Below are 21,067 nucleotides of genomic sequence, written 5' to 3'. Positions count from 1 at the left end.
TTCACTATGAAAATATGGTTATTACTACTCAGCACCTGCTTTGCAGGGCAGATATTAGCAAACGATAAAGATCAAACCCTTATTTTTACTGAAGTCATTAACGGCGACCAAAGCTGTATAAGTGCAATTACGGTATTGGGTGATGACAATTGCAAGATGGCAGATGGTAAACGCGGCGACTGCGAGGATATTGCGAACTGCATTTGCAGCAAACCCGATAAGCACATTGAATGGCAAGGCGATAATATCAAAAACTTTACTGTGTACTTCTATGCTGATAACTCACCTTTTGAAGAAAACTGCCAGCTGGAGTCGAATAACCAGGGCAAATTAAAATGTCGCATCAAAGGTGATGCCAGTGGGAATTATGATTACGGCGTAAAAGTAGCTGGTTGTGATGATTTTGATCCAAGAATTATTGTAAAACAAAACTAGCCGTAATCATCACCTCGAAGCGGCTGGGTAGCTTTTGTATTAGCAGGAAAAGCGGTACCTCTGCAGTGCCGCTTTCAGGGAGGCAATCTTGCCGTTACTTAGCCATGCAGTCGTGCTTGCGAAAACAATCATTGTGATGATCATTTACCATGCCGCAAGCCTGCATATGGGCGTAAATAATGGTAGAGCCGACAAACTTAAAGCCACGCTTTTTTAAGTCTTTGCTCATGGCATCCGACTCCGGGCTGGTGGCGCGGTAATCTTCAGGCCCGGCAATAGAATTTTGCTGCGGTTTACCGCCGACGAGCTGCCATTGATAGGTGCTAAAACTGCCAAATTCCGCCTGCACTTCTAAAAACCGCGCAGCGTTATTAATGGCCGCCGCAATTTTTAGCCGGTTGCGGATAATGCCGGGGTTTTGCATCAACTCGGCAGCTTTGGCTTCATCAAAAGCGGCTACTTTTACCGGGTCAAAGTTAGCAAAAGCAGCACGATAATTATCGCGTTTTTTTAACACCGTGTACCAACTAAGGCCTGCTTGCGCCGCCTCCAAGGTTAAAAACTCAAATAGTTTATTGTCGTCATACATCGGCACGCCCCATTCGGTGTCATGGTAGGCGACATAGTCAGGTTTGCTTAAGTCGACCCAGTGGCAACGGCACGGTGCATTCATGGTTGTTTCTCTGTCGTTGGTGGATTAGCTAAGTAATCCAGGGCTAAACCGGTAAGTGCCCGCACACCGTTAACTAAGGCATCTTCGTTCACATCAAACATCGGCGAATGGTTTGGCGGTACTTCACTCAGTGGCTTGCCTTCGGGGGAGATACCCAAAAAGAAGAATACGCCCGGAATTTGCTGTTGGTAAAACGAGAAATCTTCCGCGCCGGTTATCGGTTTAATCGGTGCGACACCTTTATCGCCGGCAGCCCACTTCAGGCTTGGCATCGCCCAGTCGGTCAGCGCCGGGTCATTCCAGGTTACGGCGGCAAAATTATGTACATGAAAATGCGCCTCGGCGCCGCTGGCTTTGGCGATATGCTCGCTGGTATGCGCCATGCGGGCGATTAAGTCTTCGCGCATCTCGCTGTCGAAGGTGCGGATGGTGCCCTCTAATTTCACGTCGTCGGGAATAATGTTCCAGCGAATACCACCATGCACCTGACCAAAAGACACCACAGCCGGTGCTTTGGTAACATCAATTTGTCGCGCCGGGATCAGGTTTATGGCGTTAATCAGCTGGCCGGTGACGTTAATCGGGTCTATACCGCGCCATGGGCTGGAGCCATGCACTTGTTTACCTTTTACGGTGATTTGAAAGCTGTCAGCCGCGGCCATAATACCTTCAGTTTTTACCTGTAACTGGCCGGGCTCGCCCGGCCAGACATGCAAACCAAAAATGGCTGATGGCGTAGGATTGGCAAATAAGCCTTCGGCCAGCATCATTTTAGCGCCGCCTTCCTCACCGGCCGGCGGGCCTTCTTCAGCGGGTTGAAACACAAACATAATAGTACCGGCAATGTCAGCGCGCTGTTTGGCCAGCACTTCAGCGGCTCCCATCAGCATGGCCACATGGGCATCGTGGCCGCAGGCGTGCATGACGCCGGTTTGCTGGCCGTTAAATTCGCTGACCACTTTAGAGGCAAACGGCAGGCCGGTTTGCTCGGTCACTGGCAGGGCGTCCATATCAGCACGCAGTGCTACCACCGGGCCGTCTATAGCGCCTTTTAAAATACCGACCACCCCGGTATGGGCAATACCGGTGCGCACTTCCAGACCAAGCTGTTTTAAATGCGCTGCAACCTTAGCGGCGGTGCGCACCTCGCGGTTCGACAGTTCCGGATGCTGATGAATATCACGGCGCCAGCTAATCACTTTGGGCATTACCTGTTCAATCTGCTTACTTAGCTCAGCGCGTGATTCCGCTGAGACGACAGGGCTATGGAATAAGGGTAGGATTGCCAAACTGATGAGTGACCAGCGCATAGTAGCTCCAGATAATTGCAATGCGTAATACCATAAGCGCCGGCAGCGAAAATGGCAATTGTTGCTGGCAAATTGCCGTCAGCTTGGGTAATGTCAGACCAGTTGTTTACGCCAGGGCGAAATACAGAGTAATGCAGTTACATATTCTTCAGGGCTACATTCAAAATATTTATCTGGTGCAGGAAGGAGCCAGCTTAATGTTGCTAGATGGCTGCAGCCGGGCGGATATTGCCACCCTATGTCATTACATTGAGCTGCAATTAGGCTTGCCATTAACTGCGCTAAAGCTGGTTATTGTGACGCATATGCACCCTGACCACGCCGGTGGTGCGCATAAACTGCGCCGCCTTACCGGGGCGCTTATAGCCTGCCACCCCAAAGCGCGGCGCTGGTATGCCGGTATACTCGGCCGTACTGCACATTTAATTGATGTTAGCCTGACCTGGTGGGTCGCCAGTCGGCTGCGCAAGCCAAAACGCCACATCTGGTATAACCCGATTTTAAAGCCTGACCTGCTGTTGTTGGATGAACAGTCTGTGCCAGGCTTCCCCGACTGGCAGGTACTTTACACGCCGGGACACACTGACCATGATTTATCCGTGCTGCATGTGCCAACCAAGCAGCTGTATATTGCCGACCTTATCGTCTCTGTGAAAAAACGCTTAGTGCCGCCGTATCCGGTGTGCCATCCGAATCAATATAAGCAGTCGTTGCAGCGGGTGTATAGCCTTGAAGCCAGCCAGCTGTATTTTGCTCATCTGCCACCACGCGCGGCGGCGAGTATAAACTTTGACGCCATTTTGGCTCAGGCACCTACCTTACCGAAAAATCACTGGCATTCGATGAAAAATCGCATTTTGCACACGCTGGGCCGGCAGACCAAGCAACACTGAGGCTATTGCTGCTTTTGTCGTGTTTTAACAACACTTGGTGAAAAGAATACGGTGTAATTGCCATTTACTACTGATAACGGATGGCTAAACATGCGCCTGATTCTAATGTTACTGCTTTTTGTTTCCTGTTGTCTTCATGCTTTTAGCGCTAATGTGATGGCACCCTTGTTAGTGCAGGACAGAGATACTTTTCGTCAGCAGTTACAGATTGCCAAGCAGATAGGAGTTGAGGGTGTCTCTGTTGATGTTTGGTGGGGGCTGGTTGAAGAGCGCGGCGATCAGCAGTTCAACTGGCAATACTACGACGAAATTTTTGCCGACATTCGCGGCGCGGGCCTCAAAATTATGCCAATTATGGCATTCCATCAATGTGGAGGTAATGTTGGCGATGACTGTGATGTGCCATTGCCTGCGTGGGTTTGGCAACACTTTAGATCACAGGGGCTAACTATAGCTGACCTGCAATACCAAAGCGAGTACGGCAACCGGTCGGCAGAGACGCTGGCGCTGTGGGCTGACCCTTGGGCAATGCCACAATATATAGAGTTTATGCAGGCATTTGTCAGCCAGTACTCCGCCTTAGCTAAAGATATCAGCGAAATTAATATCTCTGTGGGGCCGGCGGGTGAGCTGCGGTATCCGTCATATAACAGTCATGATGGCGGCCGCACCGCCTACCCAAGCCGTGGTGGCTTTCAGGCGTATTCTGCTCTGGCAGTAGCGGACTTTCGTGCCAGCATGCAACAGCGCTATCAGCACATTGACCAGTTAAACCTGGCCTGGCAAACGGCTTTTCGCAGTTTTGAACAGCTGGGACCGCCGCCAGATGCCGAAGCCTTTATAAAAAGTGGTGCCCAGTTTAATAGCGTCTATGGCCGCGACTTTATCAACTGGTATCACAGCGCCTTAGTGGCGCATGGCCAGCGTATGCTAACAGCGGCAGCAATGGCCTTTGATGGCGCTTTTAGCCAGACAGCGCTGGGCTTTAAAATTCCGGGCATTCACTGGCAAATGACGTCTACTGGCAATTTTGCCCGTAGCGCTGAACTTGCCGCAGGGCTGATTAACAGCCAGCAAGAGTACTCGGCAGAGAATGGTTACGGTTATCAGCAAATCGTGGCGCTAGCCGCTGAGTTTAGTCGCAAGCAACGCCCGGTAGTATTGCATTTTACTGCGCTTGAAATGGACGACAACCCCGGCGCACCCAGTTACTCGCTGGCAAAAAGCCTGGTGCAGTGGCTAGGCACAGAAGCTGCGCGCCAGCAGGTCACATTAAAAGGCGAAAACGCACTGGCCGCTGGTGTAACCCACAAACAGGGCTGGGACAATATTGAAGCGGTATTTACCCGTGGCCATTACAGTGGCATTACCGTGCTGCGTTTGCAGCAGGTTAGCAGTGGTGGTCTCGGGCGACAGCGCTATCAACAACTGATAGAGCGGCAAAAGGCAATATCACACTAGCATATTGCCTGCTGCCGGTTGATGACTACCTTAGGATCAGCAAACTGCATTTGGCTTTGCTAATCATCGCCGTGGTGGTGCTGCCGACAATAAACTGGCGGATGCGTGAATGACCGTAGGCGCCCATGACCAGCAGATCAATATTATGCTGCTGCTGATACTGATGCAGCACGGCTTCTGGTTCGCCGCTAACAGTGGCGACGGTAGTCGTAAAACCGGCATTGCGTAAAATGGCAGCGGCACTTGCCATTAGTGCTTCAGTGGCGTCGGTAGTGGCACCGGCCATCACCAGGTGCACCGGTAAACCTTTACCCAATGGGCTGGCAGCTAACATTTCCAGGCCTTTTAGTGCCGTGGCGCTACCATCATAGGCTAGCATAATGCTTTTTGGCTCATTGTAGTGTTGCTGGGTAAGTAAGATAGGCTTTTGCAGGCTGCGGATCACCCGTTCAACATGCAAACCCAGATGGCCGTGGGCATCGGCGCTGCTAAAACCGCGTTTACCCAATACCAGTAAACGGGTTTCGTCTGCCAGCTCGGTTAACGTATTTAGCAGCTCGCCATGGCGCAGGCGCTCATCTACTGCACTAACGCCAGCCGCTTCCGCACGAGCCTTGGCAGCATCCAGCATTATGCGGCCGCGCTGCAGCGCCAGCTTGGCGTGCTGTGCATCCAACTCGGCCAGCTGGGCTAATAAGGCTTCCTGGCTGCCCAGGCCAATGCTGCCGCTAAAGTCGGTATGTACGGTTTTATGTGTGTTATCCAGCACATGTATTACCGACATGGCGACATTAAGTTTTTTCGCTGCCCACACCGCATAGTCGCATACCGCCTGGGCATAGGGTGAGGCGTCAATACACGCCAGGACTTTTCTGCTCATGTTGTATCTCCTAGTGGCCCATCAGTTTTTCGATTGCTTCCGGGCGGTTATGCACGGCAAATTTATCGACTAAGGTGGCGCTGGCGTCATTTAAGCCCAGTAGCTGCACATCGGTGCCTTCGCGGCGGAATTTCAACACTACCTTATCCAGCGAACTTATTGCGGTGATATCCCAAAAATGCGCTTTGCTTAAGTCTATCGTGACTTTTTCTACCGCCTCTTTGAAGTCAAAGGCATTAACAAATTGCTCGCTGGAGCTGAAAAACACCTGGCCTATTACGTTGTAGGTTCTTTCATGGCCATTTTTGGATAAGCTGGAGCCAATATATAAAATTTGGCCCACTTTGTTGGCAAAAAATAAGGCGCTTAACAACACACCCACTAATACACCGTACGCCAGGTTATGGGTAAATACCACGACGATAACAGTGGCGATCATCACCACGGATGAGCTTTTCGGATTTTTGCCCAGGTCTTTTACCGATGACCAGCTAAAGGTGCCAATCGACACCATGATCATCACTGCCACTAACGCGGCCATTGGGATCATGCCAACCCATTCATCTAAAAACACCACCATCAACAGCAGCAAGCTGCCGGCCAATAGCGCCGATAAACGGGTGCGACCGCCAGATTTTACATTTATCACCGACTGTCCAATCATGGCGCAGCCGGCCATGCCGCCAATCAAACCCGAGCCAATGTTAGCAATACCCTGGCCAACACATTCGCGGTTTTTATCACTTGTGGTGTCGGTAAAATCATCGACAATAGTGGCGGTCATCAGTGATTCTAAAATCCCCACCACGGCCAGTGCCAAGGCATAAGGGAAGATAATCTGCAGTGTCTCAACATTAAGCGGTACATCTGGCCATAAAAATACTGGCAGGCTGTCGGGTAATTCGCCCATATCGGCCACGGTGCGGATATCGAGATTAAAATACACGGCAATAGCCGTCAGTACGACGATACACACCAGCGGCGAGGGGATTTTTTTCGTCACATACGGGAACAGGTAAATAATCGCCAGCCCCAATGCTGTCATGCCATACACAGTAGTGGTGCCGTAGGTACCGCTTAGCTCAGGCAGCTGCGCCATAAAAATTAAAATAGCTAACGCATTAACAAAGCCGGTCACCACAGAGCGTGATACAAAGCGCATTAAATCGCCCAGTTTAAACAGGCCAAAGATAATCTGAATAACACCGGTTAATAAGGTGGCAGCCAGCAGGTACTCCAGACCGTGCTGCTTAACCAAGGTAATCATTAACAGTGCCATGGCGCCGGTTGCGGCTGAAATCATACCCGGACGGGCACCGGCAAAGGCGATAATCACACAAATCGCAAAAGAGGCATACAAACCGACTTTGGGATCAACGCCGGCGATAATGGAAAAAGCAATGGCTTCAGGTATCAGAGCCAAGGCCACCACGATGGCTGAGAGAATATCGCCGCGCAGGTTAGACAGCCAATGCTGTTTTAAATAAGTTAGCAACATAGATTAAAATATCGACACTTTAAAAAGGCCGCGCAGTGTACACGAAACACCGCGGCAGTTAAACCGGGGTGACTTCAGCCAGGCCGGGGCAATCGAGCACAAAGGCAATTTTTTTCAGCGCTTTTTGCTCCAACTGCAAGTCGGCGGCCAGCAGGCTTTGCTGTGTTAGCCAGTCAGCGGGCAATTGCAGCTGCAGGTATTGCACACCGGCAGTTGCCTGTAGTTCCGGTAAAATATCATCGCGTCGTTTTTGGTTTAACAGTACCGCCAGGCGTAGCAGTACCAACAAGCACACCACTTGTGGCAACTGGTACAGGCTGAATGCAGGTATATCATCGGCGCGGATTTTTCGCCGGTGAAAGCGTACCAGCGTAGCAACAAGCTGTTGTTGCTCCTGGTTAAAACCGGGCAGGTTGGCGTTTTGTAAAATATAAGCAGAATGTTTTTGTACGCCGGACGAGTTAATGTGCAGGCCCACCTCGTACAAGGTGGCAGCCCAGCCCAGCAATAACGCGTCTTCATCGGTGAGCTGCCAGCTGCTGCGCACCTGACTAAACAGGGTTAAAGCGGTATGGCTTACCCGTTCGGCCTGCGCCATATCGACGTCGTAGCGCCGTTGCAGGCTGGCCACGCTGTGTTCGCGGATATCCAGATGCTGTAGCCGGTCGCTCATCTCGTACAGGACACCTTCGCGCAGCGCTGCATCGCAATAGACCAGCTGCTCAATTTGCAGCAGGTTAAAGGCGGCAATTAAAATGGCTAAGCCGGAGCAAATCAGTAGCTTTCTGTCATCAGTTAAGCCGGGTAAATCCAGCTGATAGCTGTTTTCCTGCATTACCAGATGATCTTTTAGCGCGAATAAATGCGCGCGTTCAATCGCATTGCTGCTAAAACCCAGGCCAACAATAATATCGCGGATCGTTTTTACCGTGCCCGAGGTGCCTACGGCCTGTTGCCAGCCAGCCGCTTTAAAGCTGCTGACAATTGGCTCCAGCTCTTGCTCGGCTTGCAAAATGGCACGGTTAAAACGCTTTTCGCTAATGCGGCCCTGCGGGAAATGCTGCATGGCATAACTGACACAGCCCATATTACGGCTACTGAGTCGAAGTGGTTGTAAGCCTTCGCCGATAGCAAATTCGGTACTGCCGCCGCCGATGTCTATCACCAGCCGGCGGCCGGCAAAATGCTCAAAATGCGCTACGCCCTGATAAATAAAGCGGGCTTCCTCCTGACCTGAAATCACCTCGATAGGGAAGGGGAACACCGCCTTGGCCCGGCGTAAAAAGGTAGCGGCGTTGCGCGCCCGGCGCAGGGTGTAGGTGGCGATAACCCGCACCGACTGCGGCGCAAAGGGCTTTAAGGTGTCGGCAAATTGCGCCAGCACATTCAGGCCACGCTCTATCGCTTCTTCGCTTAATACCAATTGATCGTTTAAGCCCTCGGCCAGCTGCACTTTTTGCTTTTCGCGGTGCAGCAGCTGAATATCGCCGGCAATCACCCGGGCAATCACCATATGAAAGGAGTTTGAGCCCAGGTCAACGGCGGCCATATAGGCCTGCTGATGCGTTACAAGTGATTCGGCGGTGTCGGTCATTCTTCTTGGCTGTCAACCTGCTGTCGGCCCTGCATACGGGCAAAATAATCGTAGATCTGCTGCTGCGAGCGGATGCTGCGTTTATTACCACGTTTTACATAGCCATTACTTTGTCTGGCATCAATAATACGTGCCTTTACGTTATCCCGCCACTGAATATCCAGCGTATCCAGTACCTGCTGCTTCAGGCGAATATCGTAAATAGGTACGCCTACTTCCACCCGCTGGTCGATATTGCGTGTCATCCAGTCGGCAGACGAAATATACACGTCGGTCTCGCCGCCGTTATGAAACACATACACACGGGCATGCTCTAAAAAGCGGTCCAGAACCGAAATAATCTTAATATTCTGGCTCTTACCGGCAATACCTGGCATCAGTGAGCACATGCCACGCACAATAATGCGTATTTTTACCCCAGCCTGGCTGGCGCGGTACAACAGCTCGACAATCTGCTGATCAACCAGGTTATTTACTTTAAGGAAGATCTCGGCCTTGCGCCCGCTGACGGCAAAGTCGATTTCCCGCTGGATCAGCGCGGTGAGCCGGGTGCGGCTCCAGGTGGGCGAAACGATCAGATGGTTAAACTGATAGGGCCGGTAGCTGTACTCAATAAACTCAAATACCTGGCCAATTTCGCTGGTAATTTCCTGATGGCAGGTAAACAGGCTCATGTCAGTGTAAATGCGCGCCGTTTTCTCGTTAAAGTTACCCGTGCCGATATGGCCGTACTGCACCAGCTTGCCTTTTTCCATCCGGCTTATCAGGCACAGTTTTGAGTGAATTTTCAGTGTGGTTAAGCCAAACACTACCTGAATACCGGCTTCGGTCATTTTGCGCGCCCAGTTGATGTTGTTTTCTTCATCAAAGCGGGCTTTAAGCTCAACCACAACGGTGACTTTTTTACCGTTACGCACCGCGTCCAGTAGCGAGTGGATCACCCGTGAGTGCTTCGCTACCCGGTACATGGTCATCTTAATATGGCTTACTTTAGGGTCAAACGACGCCTGGCGCACCCACTCGGTAAAATAGCCAAAGTTATGGTAGGGGTAATACAGCAGAATATCGCCGGCCCGAATGGCATCAAAGCTGGTGGCGTACTGCTCAAATTCCGGGCTGTTCAGCGGCGGCAGGGTGGGGAACTCGAGGCTTTGATGGCCAATATTGGGAAAGCCGATAAAGTCTTTAAAGTTGCGGTAGCGGCTGCCCGGAATAAGTGAGTCGACTGAACTGGTGCCCAGCTGTTTGCTCAGTACTTTTAACATTTGCTCCGGCATCGACGCATCGTATACCAGGCGCACCGGCTCAGATTTTAACCGTTGCCGTATGCCCTTGGACATCTTATCAATCAAGCTTTGGTCCAGTGTATCGCTGATGTTGTACTCGGCATCACGGGTCAGTTTTAACGAGTAGGCCTGAATGCTATCGAACTCGAAAAAGCCGCTGAACAAGTCGGCAATACAGTGCACGATTACATCGTCTAGCAGCAAAATTTGCCGGCGGTAATGGCCGTTTTTCTTGCGGGTGTTTAGGTGCAGCGGCAACTCAATAAAGCGCGACAACTCATTGGTTGGCACTTGCACTATGGCATATTCTGGTTTGCCGCTGCCGGTCATTTCTACCATTAAATAGGTAGTGTTATCTTCCAGAGCTTTCGACAAGCTGACTTCATCACCGGATAAAATCATCGGCGAGATATGCTTTATCACTTCGCTGCGAAAGTAACTGCGCACCCAGCTTGATTGCAGCTCGGTCAGCTTAAAGTTGTCGATAAGCTCGATATTGTGTTTACGCAGTTCCAGCTGAATGTCGAGATAAATAGTGTTAAAGCGTGCACCCAGTTCCAACACTTGCTGCTGAATATCCTGCATCAGATGCTCGGCATCTTCCTGCTCGCTACTCTGATATTTTTTCAGCAAAATGCGCCGCTTGACATCGGCTACCCGCACACGGAAAAACTCGTCCATGTTGTTGGAGTAAATACCTAGAAAGCGCAGCCGCTCAATCGGTGGGTTACGCTCGTCGGCCGCTTCCTGTAATACCCGGCCGTTAAACGCCAGCCAGCTTAATTCACGTGGATAAGTGGGAAATTCAGTGCCAACAGTGGTGTTGGGGTGTTCCATGGTCCAGCTCCCTGACTACAACTTAGGGTTACTCTATGGCAGTTTTATGACAGCAAGATGAATGCGCCGCTTAAACCCGGCAAAGCGGCGTTAGCACAAGCCTAAACGCTGGTTTCTACGTCTACCACGATGTCAGTGGCAATGGCTTCCAGTGCTTTTACCACTTCATCCCGGCTGACGCTGGCCGGTAACTCTACTGTAGCAACGGCATTAAACAGTGGCACACCCCAGTTGGGGGCACTTTGCTTGCTGCTTTCAAAATGAATTATGTTAGTGCCTTTGTGTTTAATAACCGATGACAGTTCGCGCACTATGCCAGGCCTGTCATTACCGGTAATGACAAATTTCAGCTGCTGCTGCTCGTTTAACGCACTGGGGATACCGTGCTGTATTTTGATATCCAGATCGGTCAGCTGCTCCAGCGCAGCGGTAAGTTCTGCCAGGTCCTGCTCTGCGACTTCAATCTGCAAAATACCGGCAAAGTAACCGGCCAGATGGCTGAGGTTACTGGCCATCCAGTTGCCATTGTGACGACTTACTACTGTGGCCAGTTGCTCTACCAGGCCAGCTTTATCTTTACCTATTAATGTCAGTACTAACTGCTTCATTTAATTTCTTCCTGTAAAAACCTGAAACAACATCGCGGCGGCTACCCCGGATAGCGCTGAAAAAAGCCAAAACGCAACCTGAGTGTAGCTGCCAGCCTGACGTTTTTAAATGTATTGCTAACATTATTTGTAAATTTAACGGCTTAGCCTGCTAGGGCCCGAGGGTATTGCTGAAAAAAACCATGACAGCTTTTGGCGCAGCGCTGGCAGTGCCGGGCGCTTTCTGCCTATACTTAGCGCATCATTCAGGGCTTAAGCATCTGCCCTGTTAACTTACCGCAAATGGAGAGCGCAGTGGATAAGCTCAATTTAAGTAAACATATTTCCAGCTCCTTTAATGACGAAATTGACGAAGTGCTTAACCATGTAATGGCAATGGGCGGTTTGATTGAGCAGCAGTTGAACAATGCGCTGATGGCGATTGCCAATGCCGACGCTGAGCTGGCGCAGCGGGTAATAGACACTGACTTGAAAGTAAACGACTGGGAGCTGCAAATTGATAAAGAATGCACCAGCATTATTGTAAAACGTCAGCCGGCAGCCAGTGATTTACGCCTTATTATGGCCATTATGAAAACTATTGCTGATTTGGAGCGCATCGGCGACGAAACACGCCGTATCGCAAGGGTTGCGCTGGAGTCGTTTAACAGTGAGCAGCAAGACTTACTGGTGAATCTGGATAATTTAGGCCGCCATGTTGGCCAGATGCTACATGACGTGCTGGATGCCTTTGCCCGTATGGACGTAGAAACGGCGGTGGCCGTGCATCAGGAAGACAAAAAAGTAGACCGTGAATACGAGGCCATTACCCGTCAGCTGATGACATACATGATTGAAGATCCGCGCTCTATTCCAAAGATTATGAATGTGCTCTGGTCTGCCCGCTCGCTGGAGCGTATTGGCGACAGGTGTAAAAACCTGGCTGAATACATCATCTTCTTTGTCAAAGGTAAGGTGGTGCGCCACAGCAGCGCAGAAAAACTGGAGCAAGAAGCACGCAGCTGATTTTTAAACATTTTTATACAAAGGTGGCAACGCCCTGACGATGACACGTGCAGGGCGTTTTCATCTGGGATTCATTTTTCGTTTTTATTGCGCTTTGAATGCCGTTACAATGCGCGCCGACTGAAGTCTAACCAACATACGGGACCAGGCTATGCCAGCAAGTACTTTTTTATCCGTGTTTGCCAAATCACCAATTAAACCGATAGAAGAACATATCCGCAAAGTACATCAGGCCAGCGAGTTGTTGCTGCCATTTTTTGATGCGGTCTATCAGCAGGATTGGCAAACTGCGGCCGAGGTGCGTAAAAACATCGTCGCGTTGGAAAAGGAAGCCGACAAATTAAAACGGGAAATCCGCATCAACTTGCCTCGTGGCTTGTTTTTGCCGGTAGACCGTACTGACATTCTGGAGCTGGTGTCACAGCAAGATAAAATTGCCAACAAAACCAAAGATATCACCGGCCGGGTGCTGGGCCGCGAATTGTTGATCCCGGCCAGCTTACAAAGCGATTTTAAAACCTATGTGCAGCGCTGTATTGACGCTACGGCTCTTGCCAGTGAGGTGATCAACGAGCTGGATGAGTTACTGGAGACCGGCTTTCGCGGCCGTGAAGTCGATTTGGTTATCAAAATGGTCGAGCAGTTAGACGCCATAGAAGGCGATACTGACGACATGCAAATCAAACTGCGCAAAGCCCTGCGCCTCGCCGAAAAAGAGCTCAATCCAATAGACGTAATGTTTTTATACCGCACGTTGGAGTGGGTCGGCGATTTAGCAGATGTGTCGCTAAAAGTTGGTTCGCGCCTCGAAATTATGTTAGCCCGCTAAAACAAAAAGGTTTTCCAGATGGATATTATTCAATCATACGGCTTAATTCTCATCATTATTGCCGCTGTGTTCGGTTTTCTGATGGCCTACGGTGTCGGTGCCAACGATGTGGCCAATGCTATGGGCACCTCGGTCGGCTCAAAAGCATTAACGATTAAACAAGCCATCATTATTGCCGCAATATTTGAGTTTGCCGGCGCTTATTTAGCCGGCGGCTCGGTAACGTCTACCATTCGTGGTGGCATTACCGATGCGTCGTTTTTTGTTGATACGCCTGAACTGATGGCCTACGGCATGATAGCGGCGCTGTTGGCTGCTGCCACCTGGTTAATAGTCGCCTCGTACTTTGGCTGGCCGGTATCTACCACGCACTCTATTGTCGGCGCTATTATCGGTTTCGCTGCGGTTGGTGTGGGTATGGACGCGGTACACTGGAACAAAGTAGGCGGTATTGTCGGTAGCTGGGTAGTCACCCCTATGCTGGCTGGCGTGCTGGCTTACATGTTCTTTATGAGTGCGCAGCGACTGATTTTCGATACCGATAACCCGCTGGCGAACGCGAAAAAATATGTGCCTTTCTATATGGCCTTTGCTGCCTTTGTCATGACATTAGTTACGGTGCAAAAAGGCTTGAAACATGTTGGCTTGCATATCAGTACGGCAGAGGGCTACTACATTTCAATTGCTATTGCTGTGGTTATTGGTGTGATGGGTAAACTGGTTATCGGCAGGTTAAAGTTTGACCCGGCCGCCGATAAAAAAATGCAATTTAATAACGTTGAGCGTATCTTCGGCGTGTTAATGATTACCACTGCCTGCTGTATGGCATTTGCTCATGGCTCGAACGATGTGGCTAATGCGATAGGCCCATTGGCTGCCGTGGTCAGCGTAGTGAGCAGTGGTGGCGAGATCAGCAGCAAGGCACAGTTAGCCTGGTGGATACTGCCGTTAGGTGCGGTTGGTATCGTGGTGGGATTGGCTACTTTAGGTGCGCGGGTGATTAAAACCGTCGGCACTGCTATCACGCATTTAACACCCAGCCGTGGATTTGCCGCCGAGTTATCGGCTGCCTCAACCGTAGTTATCGCCTCAGGCGCTGGCCTGCCTATTTCTACCACGCAAACGCTGGTAGGCGCGGTATTAGGTGTCGGTTTAGCCCGTGGTATTGCGGCGCTTAATTTGGGTGTAGTGCGTAATATCTTTATTTCCTGGATCATTACGCTGCCGGTAGGTGCTGGCCTGGCTATTGTTTTCTTCTATATTATGAAGGCGATTTTTGGTTAACAACCAGCATAGTCTGGGTAAATAGCCCGAATTAAAAAGCCCTCAGTGTTGAGGGCTTTTTTGTACCTGTCAGTTACGTCTCACAGTGCTTAAGGCTGGTATTCACTGACTAGTGTTAAACCGGTTACCGCACGGTAACCATACACCGACATATGCCAGGTACCTGCTTGTGGGTTCTCTATCACACAGCTTTCTTCGTTACCGTTTTTATTCGGCCGGCAATCGTAACTGCCGCTGCTAGGCTGACTGGCGTATTTTACATACAAGTCTGCATCACCACGACCGCCGCTAATGGTTACGCTTAGCTGCGCCATGCCCTCTGGCACGTCCAGCGTGTAATGCTGCCAGCTGCGACGCGGCACACTGATGTTGCTGATTGTCTCGCCACCGGCGTCCGGTAAATCTGGTGCCACAAAGCTGCCGGTCAGGTTCACGTCAGCAAAAGCGGTATAACCGATTAACTTAACAAAGTAAGTACCGGCCTGAGCTGGATCGATCGGGCAGCTTTCGTTGTTGCCAAACAGATATGGCCGGCAATCCCAGTCAGATGCTGTTGGCTCAGCACCAAACTTGACATACAAGTCGGCATCACCGGTGCCGCCGTTCATTACAAATGACAGGTTGCTGGAGCCCTCTGGCACATTCAGTGTAAACAACAGCTCATCACCGGCAGCACCGCTCAGTGCTGATACGGTTTCACCATTTACCAGTTCAGTACCCGTTGGCGGCGGCGGTGGTGGGGTGTCGTCATCGTCACCGGCACAGCCGTATTGCGCCAGGTAATCTACTGCGGCTTTAGCCTGCACTAAACCGAAACCATAGGAGGTGTCACGACCCTCAGAGCCTAAATCTTCCGCGGTGGCGGCCAGCGCGCTGCGGATCTGGGTATTGGTACATTGCGGATAATGGCTCCACACCAGCGCCGCTACCCCAGCGACATGTGGTGATGCCATAGAGGTGCCGCTCATCAGACCATAGTTAGATGCACCCGAGAACAAATAGGCATCATTACCCAGCTCGTTCATCAGCAGGTTGCCGTCTTCCAGCGATACACTGACGGCCGCAATAGTGGTTGTCGGGTTGTCACCCAGGGTGCCACCAAAATTGCCTGATACATTGTTATAAATGATCGCGCCAACGCCACCGCCAGCCTGGCACGACTCTACTTTTTGTGCAAAGGCGACTTCACCGCGCTGAATAACACAGATCTTACCGTCAACATCGGTGCAAGTCGTCACACCCAAACCACAGCTGGCCAGCTCGGCATTCAGGTTCGCTGTGCCAGAGCCAGTCATCGGAATGGCATCAAACGACTGCGCACCCACTGCCAAGTTGGCTTCCAGGGCGCCGCCTTCAGGGTAGGTACTGCGCACGTTTACGCCCGGGCCTGCCAGTTCAACCTGAACGTTGCGCTGGGAAAAATCGGCCAGTGTCTTAGTGTTATCAACCGCTGCTACTGACACGACAGAATCATAGGATGCCGGGTACGACATAGAGGTGTCGCCATCGTTACCAGCCGCCGCAATCAACAGCACACCCGCATCAAAGGCTGCTTGCATTGCATTGCGCTCAGTCACACTGGAACCGGCGCCGCCTAAGCTCATATTAATTACGGTAGCACCGTTTTGGGCACAGGTATCTACAGCTTGCGCCAGGCTGGAAGAATAGCCCCAGCCATCGTCGTTAAATACTTTTACAATGTGCAGCTTCAGGTTGCCATTGGGCATCACGCCGACAATACCGACATCGTTGTTCAGTGCGGCTATGGTACCTGCAACGTGGGTGCCGTGCGGGCCTCCGGCATCAAACCAGTTACCGGTACCGATGTCATTACTGCCAGTGATATTGGCAGCATTAAAATCTTCATGCGGTAAACCCAGGCCCGAGTCAATCACACAGACGGTCTGGTTAGAAGCAAATTCGTCACTGACTTGATCGGCCTGCACCATGGTAAAACCATAGGGAATTTGCTGCATCATCGGGAAGCGAGGCAAATCGCGCTCGACATATTCTACTGTTGGGTCGGCTTTTAACCGTGCCAGCATTACCGGGTTTAATTCGGCTGCCAGCGCATTGCGCTTGGCCAGTAATTTGTGTACGCGCACGCCCTGACGGCTTAAACGCGCGCCGTTGTCGCTAAGAGCTGCCAGTGCTTGTTGTTTGTTAGCTTTGCTTTGTTGCAGCGCTCGCTCTTTACTCAGACCGGCTTCTTTATACTTGATGATATAACGTTGGCTGCTGGCCTGCTCTGCGACCTGGCGCAGACTGTCGGCCGGTGCCGCAACGGCATTCGCTACACTGGCGGCCAGCAGGCTAACGCCGGCTAATAGCACGATATTTTGACTTCTGGACATGTTCACCCTCCAGGTGATTGTTATCGTTATAGTGTTAATGCCCGGTACTGCGCGGACTGCCTGGCTCGACATCTGGGCGTGTTTCGCTAGAAAATGTAAACAAAAATGGCTTTTATCGCTAAGTGTTGCTAAAAGCGGTTATTAATGCCTGCATTTTGTTATCAAGCTATAACAAATGTAAATTATGTTCAAACTTAAAATTACAAATCGGACAAGTGAATGACTAAAAGCACAGCGGCAAGGCCAGCTAAGCGGAAATGCCTTGCTTCTTGCCATCGGTAGGCGTACATTTTAAACGTTTATTTTAACGACATTTGCATTTTTTAATCGGAATAAATAATGAAGCGCTTACCCAGTGTGAAACAGTTACAGTACTTGTTGGCCTTGCATGAACATCAGCATTTTGGCCGGGCGGCAGAAGCCTGTTACATCGGCCAGTCAACGTTAAGTGCTGCTATTGCTAACCTGGAAGAAACCATGCACGCCCAGTTGCTGGAGCGCGATCACAAAACCTTTATTTTTACCCCGCTGGGCGAAGATGTGGTGCGCCAGGCGCGGTATATCGTTGAGCAGTGTGAAGAGCTGACCGAGTTTGCCAAATGCCAGGGCAAACCCATGGCCGGGCCTTTCCGGCTGGGCTGTATTCCAACCATAGCCCCTTTTGTCTTAAGCGAAGTGATGGCGATGTGCCGTGAGCAATACCCAGAGCTGCAGCTGCTGTTGCGTGAAGATACCTCGGATAACTCACTGCATGCGCTGGCCGAGGGCAGGCTGGATATGGTGCTGCTGGCGCTACCTTATGAGACGGGTGCTTTTCACACTGAAGTGCTGGCCAAAGATGGCTTTAAGCTGGTGCTGCACAAAGACTGGCTGGACAGGGGCTTTAACCAGGACATCAGCCAGTGGCCGGATGAAAGTATCTTTTTGCTTGAGCGCGAGCACTGTTTAACGAACCACGCGGTTAAAGCCTGTGAGCTGGAAGATAGCCGCAAGGTAAACCCGTTTTTTGCCACCAGCTTGCATACGCTTACTCAAATGGTAAACAACAAATTGGGCGTCACTTTTATGCCACAAATGGCGATTAATAGCGGTCTGCTCGATGGCACCGAACTGGTAGCGCAGGCACCGGGTAATGCCGCGGCTTACCGCGATATCGGCGTGGCCTGGCGGCCTACTTCAACCAAAGCACGCAGTTATCGCCTGATGGCCGATTTAATCGCTCAGGTGCTGGCAAACAAATGCCGTTAAGCACCATTTTTTGCTAAACTGCGCGCTGTTTTTGAAGCCGTGCCCCTCTGGTCGGTAAAGCCAAGGAACCCCTATGTCAGTTACAAGTTTGCAAGTTAAAGACTTCTCGTTCGAGCTGCCCGAGCAGCTGATTGCTCGTTTTCCCAAAGCCGAACGTTCATCCAGCCGCCTGCTGGCGATGGATAAACACAGTGGCAAGCTGTCTCACCATATTTTCAAAGATCTGGCCGATATGCTGGCACCCGGCGATCTGCTGGTGTTTAACAACACCAAGGTCATACCGGCGCGCTTATTTGGCCAGAAGGCTTCAGGCGGTAAGGTAGAAGTGCTGGTCGAGCGTATGCTGGACAATCAGCGCTTTTTAGCCCATGTCCGTGCCAGCAAAGCGCCCAAACCCGGCACCGAGCTTTTGCTCGAAGGCAGTGCTAAAGTGGTGATGAATCAGCGCCATGATGAGTTATTTGAGCTGCAGGTTATTGGTGATGAACCAGTGCTGGATATGCTGGAGCGTTTAGGCCATATGCCACTGCCGCCCTATATCGACCGGCCAGATACCGAAGAAGATAAAGCGCGCTACCAAACGGTGTACAACGAAAAGCCCGGTGCTGTGGCGGCGCCTACTGCGGGCTTGCATTTTGACCAGCCGCTGTTAGACAAGCTAAAAGCCAAGGGCGTTGAGTTTGCTTACATTACGTTGCACGTTGGCGCTGGTACTTTTCAGCCGGTGCGGGTAGACAATGTGTTAGAGCATAAAATGCACGCTGAATATATCGAAGTACCGCAGCAGGTTGTCGATGCCATTGCTGCCTGTAAAGCACGCGGTAATAAAGTGGTGGCGGTGGGTACGACTTCTGTACGATCGCTGGAATCTGCCGCGCAGCAGGGCGAGGGGCAGCTTGTTGCCTACAGTGGTGATACGCAAATTTTTATCTACCCGGGTTATCAGTTTAAGGTCATTGACGCCTTAATCACTAACTTCCATTTGCCGGAATCAACACTGATTATGCTGGTATCGGCGTTTAGTAGCCGCGAAAACATAATGCATGCTTACAAAACGGCGATTGCTGAGCAATACCGGTTTTATTCGTATGGCGATGCGATGTTTATTCGCTGACATGATATTACCGGTGTTGCGGGGCTTACGGCAGGGAAAGGCTTATTTCGCCGCCTGAGACAGCACGTCCCTGTGCTGTCTCAGCCTCCGCGGCATCCCTGCCGCTGCTGCATAAGCACACCCTGCCATAGCCTCGATAGTCCGCTGCATCAGCCTTTGGCGGGTTCAGCTTAGCTTCTGCGAGTTAAGCTGCTATAATCGCGGCGCAAAAAGCCAGACTGTTTCTCTGGCGGATGAGGAAAGCAATGAAATTTGAATTAGACACCACAGATGGCAAGGCCCGCCGTGGCCGGCTTATATTCGACCGTGGCGTAGTTGAAACGCCCGCCTTTATGCCGGTAGGCACCTACGGTACTGTTAAAGGCATGACGCCGGAAGAGCTCGAGGCTACCGGCGCACAAATCTGTTTAGGCAATACCTTTCACTTGATGCTGCGCCCGGGCACAGAAATCATCAAAAAGCATGGTGACCTGCACGACTTTATGCACTGGCACAAACCTATCCTGACTGACTCTGGCGGCTTTCAGGTGTTCAGTTTGGGCGAGCTGCGCAAAATTACCGAAGAGGGTGTTAAGTTTCGCTCGCCGTTAAATGGCGAGCGCATCATGTTAACGCCAGAGCGTTCAATGGAAGTGCAGCGTGATTTAGGCTCGGATATCGTGATGATTTTTGATGAATGCACGCCGTATCCGGCAACGGAAATGCAGGCAAAAAAATCGATGGAAATGTCACTGCGCTGGGCCAAACGCAGTAAAGATGCGCATGGCGATAACCCTGCGGCATTGTTTGGCATTATTCAGGGCGGTATGTATCCGCACCTGCGCGATGTGTCACTAAACGGCCTGGAAGAGATTGGTTTTGACGGCTATGCCATCGGCGGTCTATCGGTTGGCGAGCCCAAAGAAGACATGATCCGCATTTTAGACCACACTACCGATAAAATGCCGGCGCATAAGCCACGTTATTTAATGGGTGTGGGTAAGCCGGAAGACATCGTCGAAGCGGTACGCCGCGGTATCGATATGTTCGACTGTGTTATGCCGACCCGCAATGCCCGTAACGGCCATTTGTTTGTTTCAACCGGTGTGGTAAAAATCCGCAACGCCAAATACAAAGACGATATAGGCCCACTGGACGCAGAATGTGATTGCTACACGTGCAAAAACTATTCGCGGGCTTATTTACACCACTTAGACCGCTGCAATGAAATTCAGGGTGCGCGTTTAAACACCATTCACAACCTGCATCACTACCAGAAACTGATGCAAGGATTGCGTGGCGCCATCGCCGCTGGTACTTTGGAGCAGTTTGTCGCACAATTTTACGCTAAACGCGGTATGGCGGTGCCTGAACTTGCAGCACCGGCACAGAATAACGAATAACATTAATCACAATTAAGGGGAAATTTATGAGTTTATTTATCAGCAATGCGTATGCTCAGGCCGCTCCAGGTGGACAACCACAGGGTGGTGGCTGGGATTTGATTATTATGCTGGTGGCCTTTGGTCTGATTTTCTACTTCCTGATCTATCGGCCACAAGCCAAACGCGTTAAAGAGCACCGCAACCTGATGGCAGCACTGGCGAAGGGTGATGAAGTCTTAACCCAGGGTGGCTTGGTTGGCCGAATCAGTAAAATTGCCGAAGACAAAGACTTCGTTGTATTGGCGCTGAATGACAGCACTGAAGTCACCGTACAAAAAGCGGCTATTAGCGCTGTGTTGCCTAAGGGCACGCTGAAATCGCTGTAATTTTCAGT

Annotated in this window: 18 protein-coding genes; 10 read left to right on the top strand and 8 right to left on the bottom strand. The window is 51.0% G+C overall.

From position 1 onward, the window contains the following. Positions 1–6: 6 nt before the first annotated feature. Entirely contained in the window at positions 7–435 is a 429-nt protein-coding gene (locus ABGI61_RS04460) for a hypothetical protein (RefSeq protein ID WP_347597491.1), read from the top strand. A gap of 94 nt (positions 436–529) precedes the next feature. Here the strand turns inward: ABGI61_RS04460 and ABGI61_RS04455 are convergent, their stop codons facing one another. Continuing rightward, positions 530–1,108 (bottom strand): DNA-3-methyladenine glycosylase I, encoded by a 579-nt coding sequence (locus ABGI61_RS04455; protein ID WP_347597488.1) that lies wholly within the window; start codon positions 1,106–1,108, stop codon positions 530–532. After that, positions 1,105–2,418 carry an amidohydrolase gene (locus ABGI61_RS04450; RefSeq protein ID WP_347597485.1) on the bottom strand — a complete coding sequence of 438 codons (1,314 nt, stop codon included), beginning with the start codon at positions 2,416–2,418 and terminating at the stop codon, positions 1,105–1,107. The genes ABGI61_RS04455 and ABGI61_RS04450 overlap by 4 nt, the downstream gene beginning before the upstream one ends. A 20-nt stretch (positions 2,419–2,438) precedes the next feature. Here ABGI61_RS04450 and ABGI61_RS04445 point away from each other — a divergent pair, with 20 nt between their 5' ends. Then, positions 2,439–3,311, top strand: coding sequence for an MBL fold metallo-hydrolase (locus ABGI61_RS04445; protein ID WP_347597482.1), 873 nt, complete (start codon positions 2,439–2,441; stop codon positions 3,309–3,311). 90 nt (positions 3,312–3,401) lie between these two features. Then, a complete protein-coding gene (locus tag ABGI61_RS04440; RefSeq protein WP_347597479.1) occupies positions 3,402–4,772 on the top strand; it encodes a family 14 glycosylhydrolase in 1,371 nt (456 codons plus the stop codon). A gap of 25 nt (positions 4,773–4,797) precedes the next feature. Here the strand turns inward: ABGI61_RS04440 and ABGI61_RS04435 are convergent, their stop codons facing one another. The 5 genes from ABGI61_RS04435 to ABGI61_RS04415 form a co-directional block, all read right to left on the bottom strand. After that, entirely contained in the window at positions 4,798–5,652 is an 855-nt protein-coding gene (locus ABGI61_RS04435) for a universal stress protein (protein ID WP_347597476.1), read from the bottom strand. Between the two features lie 10 nt (positions 5,653–5,662). Then, positions 5,663–7,150, bottom strand: a complete 1,488-nt coding sequence (locus ABGI61_RS04430) for a SulP family inorganic anion transporter (protein WP_440590651.1) — start codon at positions 7,148–7,150, stop codon at positions 5,663–5,665. A 58-nt stretch (positions 7,151–7,208) separates the two neighbouring features. Further along, positions 7,209–8,744 (bottom strand): Ppx/GppA phosphatase family protein, encoded by a 1,536-nt coding sequence (locus ABGI61_RS04425; RefSeq protein WP_347597473.1) that lies wholly within the window; start codon positions 8,742–8,744, stop codon positions 7,209–7,211. Continuing rightward, positions 8,741–10,867, bottom strand: a complete 2,127-nt coding sequence (gene ppk1 / locus ABGI61_RS04420) for a polyphosphate kinase 1 (protein ID WP_347597470.1) — start codon at positions 10,865–10,867, stop codon at positions 8,741–8,743. Before ppk1 ends, ABGI61_RS04425 begins: the two co-directional genes overlap by 4 nt. Positions 10,868–10,968: 101 nt before the next feature. After that, positions 10,969–11,475 carry a glycine cleavage system transcriptional repressor gene (locus tag ABGI61_RS04415; RefSeq protein ID WP_347597467.1) on the bottom strand — a complete coding sequence of 169 codons (507 nt, stop codon included), beginning with the start codon at positions 11,473–11,475 and terminating at the stop codon, positions 10,969–10,971. A gap of 294 nt (positions 11,476–11,769) precedes the next feature. Here ABGI61_RS04415 and phoU point away from each other — a divergent pair, with 294 nt between their 5' ends. The 3 genes from phoU to ABGI61_RS04400 all read left to right on the top strand — a co-directional run bounded on the left by phoU (position 11,770) and on the right by ABGI61_RS04400 (position 14,593). Then, positions 11,770–12,480, top strand: a complete 711-nt coding sequence (phoU, locus tag ABGI61_RS04410) for a phosphate signaling complex protein PhoU (protein WP_347597464.1) — start codon at positions 11,770–11,772, stop codon at positions 12,478–12,480. Positions 12,481–12,631: 151 nt separating this feature from the next. Continuing rightward, on the top strand, positions 12,632–13,309 hold the full coding sequence (locus tag ABGI61_RS04405; protein ID WP_347597461.1) for a TIGR00153 family protein: 678 nt from the start codon (positions 12,632–12,634) through the stop codon (positions 13,307–13,309). Between the two features lie 18 nt (positions 13,310–13,327). Continuing rightward, positions 13,328–14,593 carry an inorganic phosphate transporter gene (locus ABGI61_RS04400; protein ID WP_347597458.1) on the top strand — a complete coding sequence of 422 codons (1,266 nt, stop codon included), beginning with the start codon at positions 13,328–13,330 and terminating at the stop codon, positions 14,591–14,593. Positions 14,594–14,682: 89 nt separating this feature from the next. On the opposite strand, the gene ABGI61_RS04395 is transcribed toward ABGI61_RS04400, so the two are convergent. Next, a complete protein-coding gene (locus ABGI61_RS04395; RefSeq protein WP_347597455.1) occupies positions 14,683–16,947 on the bottom strand; it encodes a S8 family serine peptidase in 2,265 nt (754 codons plus the stop codon). Positions 16,948–17,286: 339 nt separating this feature from the next. On the opposite strand from ABGI61_RS04395, the gene ABGI61_RS04390 reads away from it, so the two are divergent. The 4 genes from ABGI61_RS04390 (at position 17,287) to yajC (ending at position 21,059) form a co-directional block, all read left to right on the top strand. Next, on the top strand, positions 17,287–18,195 hold the full coding sequence (locus tag ABGI61_RS04390; protein WP_347597452.1) for a hydrogen peroxide-inducible genes activator: 909 nt from the start codon (positions 17,287–17,289) through the stop codon (positions 18,193–18,195). Positions 18,196–18,283: 88 nt separating this feature from the next. Then, on the top strand, positions 18,284–19,309 hold the full coding sequence (gene queA / locus ABGI61_RS04385; protein ID WP_347598072.1) for a tRNA preQ1(34) S-adenosylmethionine ribosyltransferase-isomerase QueA: 1,026 nt from the start codon (positions 18,284–18,286) through the stop codon (positions 19,307–19,309). Positions 19,310–19,554: 245 nt separating this feature from the next. Beyond that, on the top strand, positions 19,555–20,691 hold the full coding sequence (gene tgt, locus ABGI61_RS04380; protein WP_347597449.1) for a tRNA guanosine(34) transglycosylase Tgt: 1,137 nt from the start codon (positions 19,555–19,557) through the stop codon (positions 20,689–20,691). Between the two features lie 26 nt (positions 20,692–20,717). Next, positions 20,718–21,059 (top strand): preprotein translocase subunit YajC, encoded by a 342-nt coding sequence (gene yajC, locus ABGI61_RS04375; protein WP_347597446.1) that lies wholly within the window; start codon positions 20,718–20,720, stop codon positions 21,057–21,059. Positions 21,060–21,067 lie beyond the last annotated feature (8 nt).

The sequence above is a fragment of the Rheinheimera fenheensis genome (genome assembly GCF_039871805.1).
Classification (GTDB): domain Bacteria; phylum Pseudomonadota; class Gammaproteobacteria; order Enterobacterales; family Alteromonadaceae; genus Alishewanella; species Alishewanella fenheensis.
Note: the sequence above shows the minus strand (reverse complement) of the source record. Positions and strands in the feature narration are given on the sequence as shown.

Excerpts from the sequence above, each read along its gene's own strand:
- ABGI61_RS04460 (WP_347597491.1), top strand. The coding sequence starts at position 7 with ATGAAAATATGGTTATTACTACTCAGCACCTGCTTTGCAGGGCAGATA.
- ABGI61_RS04455 (WP_347597488.1), bottom strand. The coding sequence starts at position 1,108 with ATGAATGCACCGTGCCGTTGCCACTGGGTCGACTTAAGCAAACCTGAC.
- ABGI61_RS04450 (WP_347597485.1), bottom strand. The coding sequence starts at position 2,418 with ATGCGCTGGTCACTCATCAGTTTGGCAATCCTACCCTTATTCCATAGC.
- ABGI61_RS04445 (WP_347597482.1), top strand. The coding sequence starts at position 2,439 with ATGCGTAATACCATAAGCGCCGGCAGCGAAAATGGCAATTGTTGCTGG.
- ABGI61_RS04440 (WP_347597479.1), top strand. The coding sequence starts at position 3,402 with ATGCGCCTGATTCTAATGTTACTGCTTTTTGTTTCCTGTTGTCTTCAT.
- ABGI61_RS04435 (WP_347597476.1), bottom strand. The coding sequence starts at position 5,652 with ATGAGCAGAAAAGTCCTGGCGTGTATTGACGCCTCACCCTATGCCCAG.
- ABGI61_RS04430 (WP_440590651.1), bottom strand. The coding sequence starts at position 7,150 with ATGTTGCTAACTTATTTAAAACAGCATTGGCTGTCTAACCTGCGCGGC.
- ABGI61_RS04425 (WP_347597473.1), bottom strand. The coding sequence starts at position 8,744 with ATGACCGACACCGCCGAATCACTTGTAACGCATCAGCAGGCCTATATG.
- ppk1 (WP_347597470.1), bottom strand. The coding sequence starts at position 10,867 with ATGGAACACCCCAACACCACTGTTGGCACTGAATTTCCCACTTATCCA.
- ABGI61_RS04415 (WP_347597467.1), bottom strand. The coding sequence starts at position 11,475 with ATGAAGCAGTTAGTACTGACATTAATAGGTAAAGATAAAGCTGGCCTG.
- ABGI61_RS04405 (WP_347597461.1), top strand. The coding sequence starts at position 12,632 with ATGCCAGCAAGTACTTTTTTATCCGTGTTTGCCAAATCACCAATTAAA.
- ABGI61_RS04400 (WP_347597458.1), top strand. The coding sequence starts at position 13,328 with ATGGATATTATTCAATCATACGGCTTAATTCTCATCATTATTGCCGCT.
- ABGI61_RS04395 (WP_347597455.1), bottom strand. The coding sequence starts at position 16,947 with ATGTCCAGAAGTCAAAATATCGTGCTATTAGCCGGCGTTAGCCTGCTG.
- ABGI61_RS04390 (WP_347597452.1), top strand. The coding sequence starts at position 17,287 with ATGAAGCGCTTACCCAGTGTGAAACAGTTACAGTACTTGTTGGCCTTG.
- tgt (WP_347597449.1), top strand. The coding sequence starts at position 19,555 with ATGAAATTTGAATTAGACACCACAGATGGCAAGGCCCGCCGTGGCCGG.
- yajC (WP_347597446.1), top strand. The coding sequence starts at position 20,718 with ATGAGTTTATTTATCAGCAATGCGTATGCTCAGGCCGCTCCAGGTGGA.